The sequence below is a fragment of the Methylobacterium haplocladii genome (genome assembly GCF_007992175.1).
Classification (GTDB): Bacteria; Pseudomonadota; Alphaproteobacteria; order Rhizobiales; family Beijerinckiaceae; genus Methylobacterium; species Methylobacterium haplocladii.
Map to the genome: position 1 here is coordinate 1 of NZ_BJZT01000011.1, position 18,071 is coordinate 18,071.

The 18,071-nt window shown below is 69.2% G+C and carries 10 protein-coding genes; 6 read left to right on the plus strand and 4 right to left on the minus strand.

What is annotated here, in order from left to right:
* Positions 1-26: 26 nt before the first annotated feature.
* The 6 genes from MHA02_RS06090 (at position 27) to MHA02_RS06115 (ending at position 10,956) form a co-directional block, all read left to right on the plus strand.
* Positions 27-5,930 (plus strand): beta strand repeat-containing protein, encoded by a 5,904-nt coding sequence (locus tag MHA02_RS06090; protein WP_244612404.1) that lies wholly within the window; start codon positions 27-29, stop codon positions 5,928-5,930.
* A 109-nt stretch (positions 5,931-6,039) separates the two neighbouring features.
* Positions 6,040-6,858, plus strand: coding sequence for a 2OG-Fe(II) oxygenase (locus MHA02_RS06095; protein WP_147077598.1), 819 nt, complete (start codon positions 6,040-6,042; stop codon positions 6,856-6,858).
* A 4-nt stretch (positions 6,859-6,862) separates the two neighbouring features.
* Complete coding sequence (locus MHA02_RS06100; RefSeq protein WP_147077600.1) at positions 6,863-7,654, plus strand: class I SAM-dependent methyltransferase; 792 nt, start codon at positions 6,863-6,865, stop codon at positions 7,652-7,654.
* A 107-nt stretch (positions 7,655-7,761) separates the two neighbouring features.
* The gene (locus tag MHA02_RS06105) at positions 7,762-9,123 is read left to right on the plus strand and encodes a B12-binding domain-containing radical SAM protein (protein WP_147077602.1); all 1,362 of its coding nucleotides are present in this window, start codon (positions 7,762-7,764) and stop codon (positions 9,121-9,123) included.
* The gene (locus tag MHA02_RS06110) at positions 9,120-10,433 is read left to right on the plus strand and encodes a B12-binding domain-containing radical SAM protein (RefSeq protein WP_147077604.1); all 1,314 of its coding nucleotides are present in this window, start codon (positions 9,120-9,122) and stop codon (positions 10,431-10,433) included. The genes MHA02_RS06105 and MHA02_RS06110 overlap by 4 nt, the downstream gene beginning before the upstream one ends.
* Before the next feature lie 49 nt (positions 10,434-10,482).
* Complete coding sequence (locus MHA02_RS06115; protein ID WP_147077606.1) at positions 10,483-10,956, plus strand: hypothetical protein; 474 nt, start codon at positions 10,483-10,485, stop codon at positions 10,954-10,956.
* A 28-nt stretch (positions 10,957-10,984) separates the two neighbouring features.
* Here MHA02_RS06115 and MHA02_RS06120 read toward each other — a convergent pair whose 3' ends face one another.
* From MHA02_RS06120 to MHA02_RS06135, 4 genes are all read right to left on the minus strand, one after another.
* Positions 10,985-12,199, minus strand: coding sequence for a CaiB/BaiF CoA transferase family protein (locus tag MHA02_RS06120; protein WP_147077608.1), 1,215 nt, complete (start codon positions 12,197-12,199; stop codon positions 10,985-10,987).
* 180 nt (positions 12,200-12,379) lie between these two features.
* The gene (locus MHA02_RS06125; protein WP_170249055.1) at positions 12,380-13,702 is read right to left on the minus strand and encodes an MFS transporter; all 1,323 of its coding nucleotides are present in this window, start codon (positions 13,700-13,702) and stop codon (positions 12,380-12,382) included.
* 115 nt (positions 13,703-13,817) lie between these two features.
* Positions 13,818-14,912, minus strand: coding sequence for a threonine aldolase family protein (locus tag MHA02_RS06130; protein WP_147077741.1), 1,095 nt, complete (start codon positions 14,910-14,912; stop codon positions 13,818-13,820).
* Positions 14,912-17,857 (minus strand): FAD-binding and (Fe-S)-binding domain-containing protein, encoded by a 2,946-nt coding sequence (locus MHA02_RS06135; RefSeq protein WP_147077610.1) that lies wholly within the window; start codon positions 17,855-17,857, stop codon positions 14,912-14,914. The genes MHA02_RS06130 and MHA02_RS06135 overlap by 1 nt, the downstream gene beginning before the upstream one ends.
* Positions 17,858-18,071 lie beyond the last annotated feature (214 nt).

Here is an 18,071-nt window from a genome sequence, read left to right on the forward strand (position 1 = left end):
TCCGGGCGGGCGAGGGCGACAACGTCGTGCTCGGCGGCGCGGGTGCGGACCTCATCGTCACCGGCTCCGGCCGTGATGCGGTGCTCGGCGACAACGGCCAGATCCGCTTCGATGCCGCTGGTCTGATCACGCGGGCCGAGAGCCTGGATACGGCCATCGGCGGCGACGACACCATCGATGCCGGCGCGGGTGACAACCTCGTCATCGCTGGCGTCGGTGCCGACAAGGTCACGGCGCTCGGCGGCAACGACATCGTTCTCGGCGACAACGGCTTCGCGGAGTTCCTGGCCGGCGTGCGCGTCAAGATCGCCACGCTGGCGGTGACCGACGGCGGCAAGGACACGCTGACCCTCGGCGACGGCAACAACCTCGCGCTGGGCGGTGCGGATGCCGACGTGATCACGTCGGGTGCGGGTGCGGATGTGATCGTGGGCGACCACGGTGCCGTGAGCTACGACGCGGCGGGTCTGCTCGCGCAGGTCCTGTCGAGCGACACCGGGATCGGCGGCAACGACACGATCACCGCCGGCAACGGCAGCGACGTGATCGTCGGCGGCTTCGGCTCCGACGCGATCACCGCCGGCGATGGTGCCAAGATCGTGCTCGGCGACAGCGGCCGCCTCGACTTCACGGCGGGTGTGATCACCCTGGCGCAGACGCTCGATGCCGCGATCGGCGACATCGACACGATCAGGCTCGGCACGGGCAACAAGCTCGTGCTCGGCGGCGCCGGCAGCGACCGGATCGAAGGCCTCGCGGGTGACGCGGTGGTGCTCGGCGATGCCGGCCTCGTGCGGTTCGCCAACGGCAAGCCGGTCCATGTCGAGAGCACGGACGTCACCGTCGGCGGTGACGACGTGGTCACGCTCGGCGCCGGCAACGGCGTGGTGCTCGGCGGCTCGGGTGCCGATACCCTGACGCTCGGCGCAGGCCGCTCGGTGGTTCTGGGCGACAACGGCACGGTGGATCTCGATGATCAGGCGCGAGCCGCCGAGATCGCCTCGACGGCGCTGGAGGTGGGCGCCCGCGACGTGATCGTGGTCGGCGACGGCGGCAGCGTGGTGCTCGGCGGCTTCGGTGCCGACCTGATCACGACGGGCTCGGGCGCGGACATCGTCCTCGGCGACAACGGCGCGGTGACGCTGAGCGCACTGGTGCCGGTGTTCGTACGGACCACGAGCCCGGCCATCGGCGGGGCGGACGAGATCCGGGCGGGCGAGGGCGACAACGTCGTGCTCGGCGGCGCGGGTGCGGACCTCATCGTCACCGGCTCCGGCCGTGATGCGGTGCTCGGCGACAACGGTGAGATCCGCTTCGACGCCAAGGGCCTGTTCAGCCAGATCGTCTCGGTGGAATCCGGGATCGGCGGCGACGACACCATCGATGCCGGTGCGGGCGACAACGTCACCTTCGGTGGCGCGGCCTCCGACACCATCACCACGGGCGGCGGCGGCGACGTGATCCTCGGCGACAGCGGCGAGGCCCTCTACGAGGCTGGGCTGCTGACGCAGCTGCGCAGCCTCGATGCCGGCATCGGCGGCAAGGACGTCATCAAGGCCGGCAACGGCGACAACATCGTGCTGGGCGGCATGGACGCCGACACGATCGAGACCGGCTCGGGTGCCGACATCGTGCTCGGCGACAGCGGGATCGTGCGTTACGCCTCCGGTGCCCTCGTGCAGGTCGTCTCGACCGACACGGCGCTCGGCGGCGACGACACGGTGACGGCGGGCGACGGCGACAACCTCGTCATCGGCGGCTTCGGCTCCGACGCCATCACGACCGGCCGCGGCGCCGACGTGATCCTGGGCGACAGCGGCGAAGCCCTGTTCGAGCTCGGCCGGCCCGTGCTGTTCCGCAGCCTCGACGCCGGCATCGGCGGTAAGGACGTCATCAAGGCGGGCGAGGGCAGCAACATCGTCATCGGCGGCATGGATGCCGACACGATCGAGACCGGCTCGGGCCGCGACATCGTGCTCGGCGACAGCGGGCTCGTGCGCTTCGATGCGAACGGCCTCGTCACGCAGGTGGCCTCGACCGACACGACGCTCGGCGGTGACGACATCGTTGTGGCCGGCGATGGCGACAACCTCGTCCTCGGCGGCGTCGGCTCCGACACGATCACCGTCGGCTCGGGCGCCGACATCGTGCTCGGCGACAACGGCGACGTTCGCTTCGCCGTCGGCGTGGTGACCTCGGTGACGACCGTCGACGCGACTTCGGGCGCGGCCGACACCATCCGCGCGGGCAACGGCGACAACCTCGTCTTCGGCGGCCTCGGCGGCGACGCGATCACCACCGGGCTCGGCAACGACGTCATCGTCGGCGACGACGGCCGCGCCACCTTCTCCGGCGGCGTCCTGGCGGTTCTGGAGACGATCGATCCGACCGTCGGCGGCGACGACACCATCGTGGCCGGCGACGGCGACAACCTCGTCTTCGGCGGCATCGGTGCGGACAAGATCCTTACCGGCACCGGGGCCGACATGATCTTCGGCGACAACGCCCGGGCGGAACTCGCCCTGGTCGGCGGTCGTGCCGTGGTCCGGCGTGCAACCACGACAGATCCGCTCGCGGGCGGGGACGACCGCATCGAGGCCGGCGACGGCAACGATTATGCGGCCGGCGGTACCGGCGCGGACGTCATCCTCGGCGGCGGCGGTCACGACGTGCTGTTCGGCGACCACATGCTCTACGACCTCGCGCTGCCGGTGAATCAGCGCGCGGTCTCGATCTTCACGGCCGCCACCGACGGCGGCGGCAACGACACCATCGAAGGCGGTGCGGGCGACGACTTCCTCTACGGCCAGCAGGGCGACGACACGCTCGTCGGCGGCGAGGGTGACGACGACATCACCGGCGGCCACAACGTGCTCGGCGGCGCGGACGGCAACGACACGCTGACCGGCGGCGGCGGTGCGGACGTGATCCTCGGCGACAACGGCGTGATCACGCGCAACGTGCTGGTGGACGACGTCAAGACCGTCACCTGGCAGCGTGCGCCCGGCAGCTTCGCCGACACGGTCATGCGCGACGTGTTGCGCTTCGACCTGATCGACTTCGTCGGCGGCAACGACACCATCGATGGCGGCGCGGGCGACGATCGCCTGTTCGGCCAGATGGGCGACGACAGGATCGCCGGCGGCGACGGGTCCGACGAGATCGTGGGCGGCCTCGGCCGCGACACGATCGCTGGCGGCGCCGGCGTCGACTACCTCATCGGCGACGAGGGCCGCATCGTGCGCGCCTACCGTGCCGATGGGTCGGCGGTGCTCAACACCGACGGCACCTGGCACCGCGACGTGGTGCTCGAGGAGATCGGCTCCGTCACCGGCAGCATTGACACCGGCTCGGCGGCTGGGGCCGCGAAGACCGCGGATCTCGCCGCCAAGCTCGCAGGGGCGGACCTCGTGCTCGCCGTCGGCGCCAGCGACAAGGCCGGAACGAGCCTGTCGCAGGGCGTGAACGGCAGCGGCACCGCCGCCCTGACCGTCTCGCTGGCCGCAGCCTACGACGACGTCATCGACGGCGGCGACGGCAACGACGTGCTGTTCGGGCAGCGCGGCAACGACACCCTGCGTGGCGGCGCCGGCGACGACCTGATCTACGGCGACCGCGCCTCCAACCTCTCCGAGACCCTGTCCGACCAGCCCGGCATCGTGAACGCCATCCGGCTGATCGGTGCCGCGGCCGAGACCGGGATCGTGCTGCCGCTCGGCGGCGAGGTCGTGGTGCCGGCCGCCAACCTCGTGCCGGCGGCACTCGGCATCGGTGCGCCGCGCATCGAGGTCTATCCGTCGATGGGCGGTGTCGCCGCCGACATCGCCGGCGCCGATCCGATCCGGCGCAGCGACGGCGGCAACTGGACCGTCTACGCGTCTCTCGTCCCGAGCATCTACAACGCCAACGGCGTGCTCGCGGGCAACGACACCATCGACGGCGGTGCGGGCAACGACACGATCTACGGCGACAGCGGCGAGGCCTACAGCCTCGACGTCACCGCCTATGCCGCGCTCAACGGCCAGATCGACAAGGTCTCGGCCTCTCTGCAGGACCTGCTCGGCGTCTTCGCGAGCCTCGGTTCCGGGGTGGACATGCTGAATGCCGGTCGCGGCCAGCCCTCGGCTGCGGCGATCGCCTACGGCAACGACACCATCACCGGCGGCGACGGCGACGATCTCGTGGTCGGCGATGCCGCCCGCACGATCCTGCGCGGACCCGGACCACTGCGCAGTCTGTCGGGCGAAGCGGCGGCGACGCTCAGCGACTTCCTCTCCGACATGCGCGTTGTCGTCACCGACCTCGCCATGACGGGTCGGGTCGCCCAGGCGCAGGTTACGACGAGCCTGGAGAGCGTCTCCGGTCAGTCGCTGAAGGAGATGCTGCTGTCCGGGCTGCCGGATCAGCTGCGGACGAAGCACACGGTGTCGATCGGCAACGACGTCATCGATGCGGGTGCGGGCAACGACCTCGTCGTCGGCGACACTCTCGTCATGCTTCAGCCGGGCGTGGCGCGCGGCCTCGCGACCTCCGATCCCGCTACGGCGGGCACGGCGGCGTCGATCGAGGCGGCGCTCGTGGATCGGGCGGCGGAGCGGTTCGCGACGATGCTGCAGCAGCTCACCGCGAATTTCCCGGTCGATCGCAAGGCCGTCGCCCTCGACTGGATCGCGGCGGGGAATGCCACGGGCAACCGTCTCGAACTCGGCAACGACCGCATCCTGGGCGGGGCCGGGAACGATACGCTGATCGGCGACACCGCCCTCATTCAGGTGCCGTCGGCCAACGCCGCCGATGCCGTGGGTATGACCGCTGCCAGCCTGGCGGAGGACCGCGCACAAGTGTCGGCGCGGGTTCTGGGGATCGGCTCCGCCGGTCTCGGCTCGGATCTCGATCCGTGGACCCGTTCGGCTTCCGACGCGCTGGCCGTGGACATCCTCGGCTCGGCCTATCCCGTCTGGTATGGCTTCGGCTGGAACGGCTCCGTCATCCAGGCCAGCCCGCCCTCGGGTCAGACGGTCAATTCGCTCGACGGGCGCAAGTTCGGCCTGCCGTCGGCGGCTCTCTTGGGCCTGCCGGCCGAGCCGGGCTACCTGTCGCAGTTCCTGCGCGGCAGGGCGGTCTCGTCCGGTTACGCTCCGGGCGTGCCGCTCGACCTGCAGCCGTCGTCGGGTATCTTTGCGAGTTCGGTGAAGGCCGGCGAGGACATCATCGCGGGCGGAGAAGGCGAGAACCGAATCTTCGGCTCGAAGGCGACGCTCGTTCCCGCGATCGCCGCCGACGGCCGGATGGTGGGACCGAACGCCCTCACGGCGCTCAACCCCACCGATATCGGGCTACAGCAGGGCAGCTTCAGCCCGGCCGGCTTTCCCGCCAGCATCGGTATCATCACCACGGCCGGCACCCCGAACCAGATCCTCAACTACAGCTACGGCACGCCGATCGCCGGGAAGTACGGAGTTCCGTCGCTGGCGAGCTACATGTCGGCCTACGGCGCGTCGCAGGGCTCCGGACCGTTCGGCATGCCGCAGGGCATGCAGACCGGACCGGACCAGATCACCGAGGGCAGCGGCCTGTCCTTCAGCGGCTTCGTCAAGAAGAAGGCGGGATGGGTCTACGATGCGGGCGTCACGCTGCCGTCGCTCTCCGCGACGACCGCCGATGCGCTCACGCCGAAAGCCATCGCGGGCCGGCCGTCGCTCATCGAGGGCATCGCCCACAAGCCGCTGCTCGCCAGCGACGTGATCCGCTCGATCCAGGGTGGCGACATCCTGCTCCGGGCGAAGGACGCGCCGGCCGGTGCTGCCTCGAAGTACACGACCTGGTACTTCGACGAGGCGAAGGGCAGCCTCGTGGAGCAGGCGCTGCAAGAGGACGACATCCTCTTCCTCGCCAAGCGCTTCGGTGATCCGACGCAGCATGCGAAGTGAGGGGAGGGCGCGTTCTCGGACGGACGCGCTCTTCCCGCGACAAGGGACGCCTCGGTGAGCGAGGCTGCCGCCGCCGGGAAAGTCGGAGAGGCTGCCGGAGTGGGGTGAGATGACGTTTCTGCGAACGGTGGCCTTCGACAGGGCAGAGGTGGCGTCCCACGGCACCGCCCTCAGCCGGCTGCGGGCCGACGACATCCAGGCAGTCGTCATTCGGAACGTCTTCACGTCCGCGGAATGTGCGAGCATCGTTGCCGAGATCGAAGCCAACGCGCAGGACTTCCCGACCACGTCGTTTCCGGCGCCGTTCCGCTCGCATTTCTACGGGATGAACCTGAACCTCGCGGACCCGGACCTGGAGGCGTATTTCGCCATGGCGCCGCGCTTTGCGAAATCCCTCGCGGCGCTGATGGTGCCGCATGGCGGCTTCGACGCCCGAGTCATGGCGGCGTTCTCGGCCATCGACGGCGGGCGCCCCTACGGCGCGCCGCCCGGCCCACCCGGTGCCGGCCCCTACATGGTCACCACGCTCCGCTCGCATCACGAGGGCGGCTACATCCCGCCCCATTTCGACAACGAGCAGCGGATGCGGCCGAGCTACCGCCACCTCGAGTCGCTCATCGCAGGCGACACCTTCTCCTTCGTGCTCACCCTGTCCAAGGCCGAGCGGGGCGGGATGCTCGAAGTCTTCGAGGCGCAATCCGAGGCATGGTCCTCGCGCTTCCAGAACCGCGACCGCGCGGCGCCGAAGCCGGACCTGTCGGGCTTCGCCCGCCACGCCTTCGACGTGGAGGCGGGCACGATCGTGCTGCTGCGCTCGGGCCGCATGCTGCACCGGGTCACCCCCGTCGTCGGCGGCACGAAGCGCTGGACGGCCTGTTCGTTCATGGCCGCGTCGCGGGCCGGGGACGGCGTGTATTGCTGGGGCTAGGGCGTTGCCGCGGGTACCGGCCTATTTCGACGCCTGTCTGGAGGCGATCGACCAGGGCGCCGCGATCGACCATGTCCATCTCGGGCACTGGGACCAGCCGGACGCGGTCGGCCCGTCGCGGGCCCGTGCCGGCTTTGCCCGGGCGCAGGCGCGTCTGAGCGAGCATTGCGTCGATAGGCTGGAGCTTCGCACCGGAGACCGCGTGCTCGACGTCGGCTGCGGCTTCGGGGGGACTGTGCGGGCAATCCGGCAGAGCCATCCCGGCATCGCGGTCATCGGCCTCAACATCGATGTGCGCCAGCTGGCGGTCGCCCATCGCGGCGACGGAATGCCGGACAAGGCCGCGTGGGTGGCCGCCGATGCCTGCCGACTGCCCTTCAGGGACAGCGTCTTCGAAAAACTCCTCTGCGTCGAGGCGGCTTTCCATTTCGCGAGCCGGCAAATTTTCTTCGAGGAAGCGTACCGGGTTCTAAGCCCCGGCGGTGTGCTCGTGATGAGCGACATCGTTCTCGCCAAGCCGCCGCTGCCGGTCGCGACAATCGCCGCTTTCGCGGACAGGCTGGAGGCGGATTACGGCCCATGGCCTGCGATCTGGACGTCGCTCGACGCGACTCGCGCGGATGCGGAACGCGCAGGCTTCGCACTCGAGGTCACGGATGCCACGGCCAACACTTGGCCGAGCTATCACACCATCGCCCCCGACGACCGTGCCGGCCTGACCGGAGGCGTCGTGCTGCGGGAGCTGCACCGCCTCGGCTGCCTGCGTTATCTGCATCTGCGTCTCGAGAGGCGATGACGCCGGTGGCTGACATCGACCCACCGACGCCGATCTCCCAACGCCTTGAATTCGCTCATCCGGTACACGAAGGCGTACCGCATCTGCCCGCTCCCGGCGCGAGTCGCATGTCCCTCCCCACAGCCCGTCCGCGGCGCGTCGCGCTCGTCTGCCTGACCCCGCGTCCGGATGCGCAGGAACTCGGGCACCTGCGCCTGCCGAGCTTCGGCATCAGGCGGATCCATGCCGCGTTGCTGGGCGATCCCGAACTCGCCGGTCTCCAAGTCGCGCAGATCGACCGCCGCGCCGACGATCTGGACGGCTATGTCGAAGAGATCCTGGCCTTCGAGCCCGATCTCGTCGGATTCTCGATCTATGTCTGGTCCGCCCCGGCGATGATCGAGGTGGCGCGCCGGCTGCGCCGGCACCGGCCCAACCTGCCGATCGTGTTCGGCGGTCCCTCCGCCCGCTCGGCCTTCTTCGACCTCGAACCCTATAGCCCGGCGCATCGCTATCTCGACGCCCTCGTCGAGGGCGACGGCGAGGAGATCATCCAGGACATCGCGAAGCTGTCGAGCTTCGCCCGTTCCGACTGGGAGAGCGTGCGCGGCCTGACGCTGCCGACGGAGACGGGCTGGCACCGGACCGAGCGCCGCCCGCAGATCGCTTCCCTCGACCGGATCGCCTCGCCCTACGCGCACGGCCTGATGCCGCAGGGCGGGGTCGCCTATCTCGAGACGTTTCGCGGCTGTCCGCTCTCCTGCCGCTTCTGCGAGTGGGGCTCGAAGGAGAACACAAAGGCGGCCTTCTCCGCCGATTACGTCGCCGGCGAGCTCGAGGCGTTCCGCCGGCACGAAGCGCCGGCCGTCTTCCTGCTCGATGCCGGCCTCAACCTGAACATCGGCGCGTTCCGCAACCTGCGCATCGCCAACCAGCGCTCGGGCTTCCTCAAGGAGACCCTGTTCTGGGCGGAGATCTACCCGTCCATCGTGCGCGACGAGCACCTCGCCTTCATCGAGGAGATCGGGACCGCCTATCTCGGCGTCGGCATGCAATCGATGGACCCGGCGGTGCTGCGGCTGCACGATCGCCCGTCCGATTCGCCGCGCTTCGAGGCCGCGGTGCGGGCGCTCGCGGCCGTCACGAACATCGAATTACAGATCATCACCGCCCTGCCGGGAGACACGCCGGAGGGCTTCTTCCGCACCCTGGATTACGCCCTGTCCTTGCCCGCCAACGTTCGGGTCTACCACTGCCTCGTGCTGCCCGACGCGCTGCTGACCCGCAGCCGGCCGGAATGGAACGTCCGCTTCGACACCGAGACCATGACGATCCGCTCCTGCGAGGGCTGGAGTGAGGAGGCGGTGGAGCGCACACGCCAGGAGCTGCGCCGCCGCGCCCTGATTGCCGGCGGCAAGGCCGGCGAGTTCTGGTGGGCGTTTCCACGGCGGGAAGAGCGTCCATCCTGGCGGCGGGCCGCCGGGCAATGACGGCCCTCCGGTCCGGACGGCGCGTCGCGCTGGTCGCGCAATATCCCGAGCGCGACCCGGCGATGCCGAGCTTCGTGCCCAATCTCGGCCTGCGCATGGTCGAGGCCTCGGTCCGCGCGGCCGGCTTTCCAGATCTCGCCTGCCGCGTCTGGGACCTCGACGAGGCCGGCCCTGCCGCGGTCGCCCGCGAGATCGTCGCCTTCGATCCCGACATCGTCGGCTTCTCGGCCTACCTCTGGTCGCTGCCGTTCCTGTGCCGCGTCGCCGACCTGATCAAGCAGGACGACCCGCGGCGGCTCATCGTGTTCGGCGGCCCCTCCGCCCGCCCGGTGATGTTCGCGCATCCGCCCTTCTTCGGCTTCCGCGACGTGATCGACGTTCTCGTGATCAACGAGGGCGAGGAGACGTTTCGCGACATCGTCGCCCTCGACGCGCGCACGCCGGACGCGCTCGGGACGCTGCGCGGCGTCGCGGTCAAGGACGGGCCGGGATGGCGCGAGACCGCGGCCCGCCCGCTCGCCGATCTCGACAGCTTGGCCTCGCCCTATGCCCTGGACCTCGTCCAGCACGGCGGTCTCGGCGTGCTCCAGACCTATCGCGGCTGCCCCTTCACCTGCGCCTTCTGCGAATGGGGCGTGATGGAATCGCCCAAGCGCGTCCGCGCGGTGGAGCATCTCGAACGGGAATTCGGGGCCATCGCACGCCACGGCGTCTACGCGGCGCTACTGGTGGACGCCGGGTTGAACCTCAACCGCAACGCCTTCCTCAACCTCAGGCGCGCGGCGGACGAGAGCGGCTTCTTCGAGCGGCACGGATTGATCTGCGAGGTCTATCCGGCAGCCGTGCGCCAGGAACACCTGGATTTCCTGAAATCCGTCAGCAACGCCTATGTCGGCATCGGCCTGCAGAGCTTCGACAACGCCGTGCTGGCCCATGTCGACCGCACCTACGACGAGCGGCGCTTCGACGAGACCTTTGCCAGGCTCGACGAAGTGGCGAGCCTCGCCGTCGAGATCATCCTCGGCCTGCCTGGCGACAGCCCGGAGGCCTTCCGCCGCAATTTCGAGCGCGCCCGCCAGCTGCCCTGCGCTCTGCGGGTCTACCACTGCGTCGTGCTGCCCTCCGGCCTGATGGTGCGCTCGCCGCCCGAGCACCGGCTCGACTACGATCCGGTCTCACTCAAGATGACCTCGTGCACCGGCTGGAGCGAGGCGGCGCTGCAGACGGAGTGCCGCTTCCTGACGCGGCAGGCCGCGATGAATGGCGGCCGCACCGGCGAGTTCTTCTGGACGTTCCCGCCGCCGCGCTGATCGGCCCGGCATTCACCGCGCGATAAGCCCTGCCGGCTATCCTGGCCGCATGATCCGGTCGATCCTCTGCTTCGGCATCTCAGCGGTTCTCATCGGGCAGGCGGAGGCCGCGCCCCGGGGCGGCGAGGTGCCGACGCTGGCGACCGTGAAGGGCACCTGCGACCGGCTGGTCATCGGCGGCCGGGACGTCACCGCGCAATGCAACGGAACGCTGCTCAACACGAGCTACAGCACGGGCCGTGTCGGGTTCTACTTCGTCACCAGCGACGGCGCCGCGCTGACCTTCACCGGCATGGGCAGCAGCCAGATCAAGCCCGATCCCGATACCGCCGTGCAGCCGGTCGACGGTGTGATCTTCGGCTTCAAGGGCCAGTTCGATCGCACCAAGGCGGTGGGCACCTGCCGCTTCACCAACCCTTACGCCCGGCCCGGACTGGTGAGCTGCAAGGCCGACACCCAGGGTGGAAACTTCGCGGCCGAGTTCACCACGGACGGCCAGCCGCCCTCGGTGATGAAGCCGTGACGTCGTTGGGATGACTTCGCGGCGCCGGTCAGCGCACGACGCCGCCTGAAAAGAACCCGTCGATCGTCTCGGCGTCGTAACCCGCTTCGCGCAGGACGGCGCGGCTGTGCTCACCGAAGAGCGGGGCGGGGCCGTGGACCCGGCCGGGCGTCTCCGAGAATTTCACGGGAAGGCCCAGCGTCGTCATGCGGCCGGCCTTCGGGTGATCGACCTCCACCACCATCTCGCGGGCGAGCGTCTGCGGGTCGCGGTGCATGGCGGCGACGTCGAGGACGGGGCCGGCCGGCACGCCGCCGGCCTCCAGCCGCGCCAGCCAGTCTTCTGAGTTCGCCTGCCGAAAATGCGGGGCGAGCGCTGCGGCAAGCGTCTCGCGATGGGCCATGCGGTCGCGGTTCGTCGCGAAGCGCGGGTCGCCGGAAAGATCTTCGGCGCCGAGGACCGCGAGCAGACGCAGCCAGTTGGTCTGGTTGGCCGCGCCGATCGTGATCCAGCCGTCCGCCGTCTCGAAGGCCTCGTAGGGTGCGTTGAGCGGATGGGCGGACCCCATCGGACCGGGTGCGACACCGGTCGCCATACTGATCGCGGATTGCCAGTAGGTCAGGGTGATGCCGGCCTCGAACAGCGAGGTGTCGACGGCCTGGCCATCGCCCGTCTTGAGCTTGTGCGTGTAGGCGGCGAGCACGCCCATGGCCGCGAGGATGCCGGCGGTGATGTCGGTGACCGGCGGCCCGCATTTCATCGGCGGCCGGCCCGGACCTTCGCCGGTGATGCTCATCAGCCCGCTCATACCCTGCGCCACGAGGTCGAACCCGGCCCGGTCGGCATAGGGGCCGGTACGGCCGAAGCCCGAGAGGGCGCAGTAGATCAGTCCCGGGAACTCCGTTCGGAGCGTCTCGTAGCCGAGGCCGAGCTTTTCCATCGTGCCGCCACGGTAGTTTTCGATGAGCACGTCAGCGTCGGTCAGGAGCCGGCGAAATATTTCTTTTCCCTCGCCACTCTTCAGATCGAGGGCGAGACCACGCTTGCCGCGGTTCATCATCATGTAGGCGGCGCTCTCGCCTTCGATGGCCGGCGGGACCGAGCGGCGGGTGTCGTCGCCGCCGTCGATCTTCTCCACCTTGATCACCTCGGCGCCCATGTCGCCGAGCATCAGCCCGCAGACCGGACCGGCCATGATGTGCGCGAGTTCGATCACCCGCACGCCGGCGAGAGGGCCGGTTTTATGGGGTTTGGTCTCTGGCATGCGGACCTTTCCTCGGGGGAGGGGTAATCTTCCACCGTCATTCCGGGGCCGCACAGCGGAACCCGATATCCAGAGCCGCCGACGTTGCCTGACAAGCACGCCGTCGTGTGACTTTCGGGGCTGTCGACGGTCCTGGATTCCGGGTTCTCGCCGTTGGCGAGCCCCGGAATGACGGTGTGATCACCGCGTCGGCAACACGGCCGCCTTCGGGCCGACCGGTACCGCCTCCGGTTCCTCGAACTTGCGCTCCGGGTGCATCGTGAAGGCCAGCGCTGCGCCGAGCAGGCAGAGGCCGATCGAGCCGGCGAAGGGCAGCGTCCAGTCGCCGGTCTTGTCGACGACGAAGCCGAACACGATCGGCGAGACGATGGCGGCCACCGCCGAGCCGGTGTTCATCAGGCCGCTGGCAGTGCCGGCAAATTTCGGGGCGATGTCCATCGGCACCGACCAGATCGGCCCGATCACCAACTCCGCAAAGAAGAAGCCGGAGGAGAGCAGCAGCGCGACGGTGGTCAGGTCCTTGGTGAAGAACACGCCGGTGAGGCTCGCGGCCGCGCCGAGAAAGCCGACGACGATGACCGAGAGTCGGGCGAGCTTGAGGTTGCCGGTGCGCTTGAAGATGCCGTCGCTGAGCACGCCGCCGAGCGTATCGCCGACGACGCCTGCGAAGAAGACGCCCGAGGCGAACAGAGCCGAGTTCTTCAGGTCGAGCCCGAAGTGTTCGGCGAAGTAGCTCGGGATCCAGCCGAGGAAGAGCCACAGGGTCCAGCCATAACAGAAATAGGTGATCGTCACCGGAAGCATGCGCTTGGTGATGGGACCCCACGGCACCGCCTGGCTCGTGCCGGGCGCACGCGGCGGCGGCAGGATGTCGAGTTCGGCCTGGGTGATGTCCTTGTGGTCCTTCGGGTCGTCCCGGAAGTAGAGATACCAGATCACCACCCAGATGAAGCTGACGCAGCCGAGGATCACGAAGCAGTAGCGCCAGCCGACATGGTAGATCAGGAAGGCGATGACCGGCGGCGCCACGGCGTTGCCGAGCCGCGCGAAGGCGTGGGTGATTCCCTGCGCGAAGCCGCGCTTGCCCGCCGCGGTCCAGTTCTGCATGGCGCGGGTGGCGGTGGGGAAGGTCGCGCCCTCGCCGAATCCGAGCAGCAGGCGGGCGACGAACAGGCTGACGATGCCGCCGACGAAGCCGGTGAGGATCGTCGCCGAGGCCCAGATCATGCCGCAGACGAGCAGGGTGCGCCGTGCCCCGAACTTGTCGCCCACCGAGCCACCGATGACCTGGAAGATCGCGTAGGGGTAGGCGAAGGCCGAGAGGATCAGGCCGAATTCGGTGTTCGAGAGCCCGAGATCCTTGCTGATGACGCCCTTCGCCGTCGCGATGTTCACGCGGTCGAGATAGGTGATGAAGTACATCAGGCAGAGCAGGAACAGCACGCTGTTCGTGGCGCTGATCAACGGGATCTTGCGCGGTGGCGCGACGGGCGTCGTCGACATGGGGTGTCCTCCAAGACTTTTCTGATTGTCTCGCGCGCCGCCGTCTCTCTGCGGAGACGTCTTGTCGGCGCGCGACCGGCGGTTTTCGCCGGCAGTTTCGTATTATGAATTATCCTTACTGAGAGTGGGCGCCCGGCTGCAACCGCGGTGATCCGGCAGGCGGCGTTTCGGCCCGGGCCGCGAACACCGCCGCCTTCGCCAGGATGACCTCGGCGGCGCGGGCGATGCCGGCGCGATCGACGTCGAGATTGGCCGTGGCGCGGATCTGATCGCGGCCGATGGCGCGGATGCGCACGGCGTCCGCGAGGCAGGCGGCAGCGAACTCGGCGGCGGTGATGCCGAGCCCGGTTACCGAAAAGCACAGGATGTTGGACTGGCCCGCCGTCGGGTCGAAGACGAGGCCCGGGGCCGCGCGGATCGCCTCGTGCAGGCGGTGGGCGTTGGCGTTGTCCTCGGCGAGCTGTTCGATGTGGTGGTCGAGGGCGTAGAGGCCGGCCGCGGCCAGAACGCCGCTCTGGCGCATGGCGCCGCCGAGCCGGTACTTCCAGCGCCAGGCCTCGACCACGAAGTCCTTGGAGCCGCAGAGGACCGCTCCGACCGGGCAGCCGAGGCCCTTGCTGAGGTCGATCCACGCGCTGTCGAATCCTGCTGCGTATTCGCTTGCCGGAATGGCGGTGGCGACCACCGCGTTCAGCAGCCGTGCGCCGTCGATATGCGCCTTCAGGCCCTTGGCATGCGCGAGATCGCGGATCGCGCGCATGGTGCCGAGGTCCCAGACGGTGCCCCCCGAAAAGCTCGTGGTCTGCTCGATCGAGATCAGAGCCGAGCGCGGCGCCGTGCGCTGGGGGATGCGGATCGCAGCCTCGGCCTGCTCCAGCGTGTAGAGCCCGACGCGGGTTGGCAGCGCCTTCACCGACACGCCGCCGATGGCGGCCGAGCCGGCCGCCTCCGTGTTGTAGAGGTGGGATTGGTCGTCGCAGATGATCTCGTCGCCGGGGCGCGTCTGCACGAGGATCGAGGCCAGGTTGCACATGGTGCCGGACGGCATGAACACGCCGTCCTCCATGCCGAGCATCTCTGCCACGCGCTCGCACAGCGCGTTGGTGGTGGGGTCGGAACCCGATTGCTCGTCGCCGACCTCGGCGCGGGCCATGGCCTCGCGCATGCCGGGCGTAGGCCGGGTCTGGGTGTCGCTGAAGAGATCGACGATCATGCGCGGGTGTCCATCGCGGCGTCCAGCACGCGGGCGACGTGCAGGGCCTCGCGGCCGAGCCCGTCCTGAATCTGATGGCGGCAACTGGTGCCGTCGGCGACCACGATGTCGTCCGGCCCGGCCTTGCGCAACGCCGGGAACAGCGAGAGCTCGGCCATGGCGAACGACGTCTCGATGGTCTCAGCCCCGTAGCCGAATGCCCCGGCCATGCCGCAGCAGCTTGATTCGATGACGCGGACGTCGAGGCCTGGCACGGCCCGAAGGACCGTCTCGACCGAGCCCATCACGCCGAAGGACTTCTGGTGGCAATGCCCGTGCAGATGCGCGACCCGGCCGCCCTGGTCGGCCAGCTTCAGCGCGATCCGGCCGGCCTTGAGGTCCGCGGCCAAGAGTTCTTCGAAGAGGAGCGTCCTGTCTGCCAGAACCTTCGCCTCGTCCCCCGGCAGCAGCGACAGAAACTCGTCGCGGAAGGTGAGGAGGCATGACGGCTCCAGTCCGACGACGCGGGCGCCGGCCCGCACGAAGGGCAGCAATGCGTCGAGTGTGCGCCGCGCCTCCTCCCGAGCCCGGCCGGTCTGCCCGGAAGCGAGATAGGTGCGGCCGCAGCACAGGGGTCGGCCGCCGTCGCGCGAAAAGACACGGTGCAGGCGGTAGCCGGCGGCCGTCAGCACCCGCTCGGCCGCCTCGAGGTTTTCGCGCTCGAAGGCACGGTTGAAGGTGTCGCCGAACAGGACGATGTCGCGAAACTCGCCCGCGACGTCGCCTGGATGCGCCGCCTCGCCCGCCTCGTGCCAGGGTCGCCGCCAAGCCGGCAGCGAGCGCCGGGCCGAGAGGCCGAGCATCTGCTCGCCGAGCTTCGCCAGTGCCGGGATGCGATTGCGCAGGTTCATCAGCGGTGCGAGCTTCGCCGCCACGCCCGCATAACGCGGCATCTCGGCGACCAGCCGCTCCTTGAGCGGAAGGCCATGCAGGGCGTGGTAGTGATGCAGGAATTCGATCTTCATCTTGGCCATGTCGACGCCCGTCGGGCATTCGCGGCGGCAGGCCTTGCACGAGACGCACAGATCCATCGTGCGCTTCATCTCGGGGGAGGTGAGGGCATCCGGCCCGAGTTGGCCCGACAGCGCCAATCGCAAGGAATTCGCCCGGCCGCGCGTCAGGTGCTGCTCCTCGCGGGTGGCGCGATACGAGGGGCACATCGCCCCGCCGGCGAGCTTCCGGCAGGTGCCGTTGTTGTTGCACATCTCGACGGCCGACCCGAGGCCGCCCCAGTCCGACCAGTCGAGGGCGGTGGCGATCGGCGCCACCGCGTAGTCGGGCTTGAACCGGAACAGCGAGCGGTCGTCGAACTTCGGCGCACGCACGATCTTGCCGGGGTTCAGCCGGTTGTGTGGGTCGAAACCGTCCTTCACGGTCTCGAAGGCCCGCGTGAGCTGCGCGCCGAACAACGGCTCGATGAATTCGGAGCGTGAGAGCCCGTCGCCGTGCTCGCCGGAATAGGAGCCCTTGAAGCGGCGCACGAGCTCGGCGGTTTCTTCCGCGATCGCCCGCATCTGCCGGACACCGCCGGCCTCCTTCACGTCGAGGATCGGCCGCACGTGCAGGCAACCGACCGAGGCGTGGGCGTACCAGGTGCCCCGGGTGCCGTGCTTGGAGAACACCTCCGTCACAGCGTCGGTGTAGTCGGCCAGATGCTCGAGGGGGACGGCGCAATCCTCGATGAAGGAGATCGGTTTGGCATCGCCCTTCATCGACATCATGATGTTGAGGCAGGCCTCGCGCACCTCCCACACCGTCTTCTGGCGCGCCGGCTCCGGCACCTCGACCACGGCGTCGGCGAAACCGTGATCGGCCATGCAGGCATCGAGGCGCGTCAGGTTGCGCCGAAGGGCATCGCGATCGTCGCCGGCGAACTCGGCGATCAGCAGGCAATTCGGCGTGCCGCGGGTGATGTCGGCGAGCGTCGCGCGAAACATCGGGATGTCGGCGCCGAGCACCAGCACATTGTTGTCGACGAGCTCCACCGCCACAGGATCAAGATCGACGATCGCCTTCGTGGTCTCCATCGCCGACCGGAAGGAGGGGAAGTGGCAGATGCCCATGACGCGATGCGCCGGCAGCCGCGACAGCTTTAGCGTCACGGCGGTCGTCGCCGCCAGCGTGCCCTCCGAGCCGACAAGCAGGTGCGCGAGGTTCGGCCGCGGCTCGATCAGCGCATCGAGATTGTACCCCCCCACCCGCCGCTGAACTTTTGGGTATTTTTGCAGGATTTCGTCGCGGTTCCGCTCCGCGAGCGCGAGCATTCGCCGTGCCAGATCTTCCGCCCGTGCCGTGCCCGCGACGCCCAAACTCTCGTTGCCGGTCAGGCCGAAACCGAAAAACTCGGCATCATGGAAGAGTGCTTCCATCGCCAGCACGTTGTCGCTCATCTTGCCGTAGCGCAGGGAGCGCGCCCCGCAGGAATTGTTGCCGGCCATGCCGCCGATGGTGCAGCGGGTCGCGGTCGAGGGCTCGACGGGAAAGAACCAGCCGTCCGCCTTCAGGCGCGTGTTGAGGCGTTCCAGCACCATGCCGGGCTCGACCGTTACGGTCCCGGCGTCGGCGTCGTAGCCGGTCACGCCGTTGAAGTGACGCGAGCAGTCGACCACCAGCCCCGAGCCGATCGGCTGGCCGTTCTGCGAGGTGCCGCCGCCGCGCAGGATCACGGGGACGCCGTGCCGGCTCGCGATCGTCAGCGTGGCGGCGATGTCGTCTCGGCTCTTCGGCAGCACCACGCCAAGGGGCATGATCTGGTAGATCGAGGCGTCCGTGGCGTAGCGGCCGCGGGTGAACGCGTCGAAGCGCACCTCCCCTGCGATCGTTCCCGCCAACTCACGGACGAGGACCGAATCCGGCGCGGCCTCGTTCCGGTGGCTGCCCGCCGATGCTGCGCTCGCGCCCAAGCCGTTCCTCCCTGGCCGCCGCGTTGGACGGCCTTCGACGATAGTCCGGAATCCGAGCGTCGGCTCCGGACTGCCGGCGGGCGGCCTAATCCCAGCCGTCGGGCCGACATCTTCGGCGCAATGAATACATAATTCGAAAGCACGCCGATACCGAGAAGCGCGCCTCACCTGCCTCCGGATGGATGACGCGTCTCATGTCCCGTCATTGCGCGCC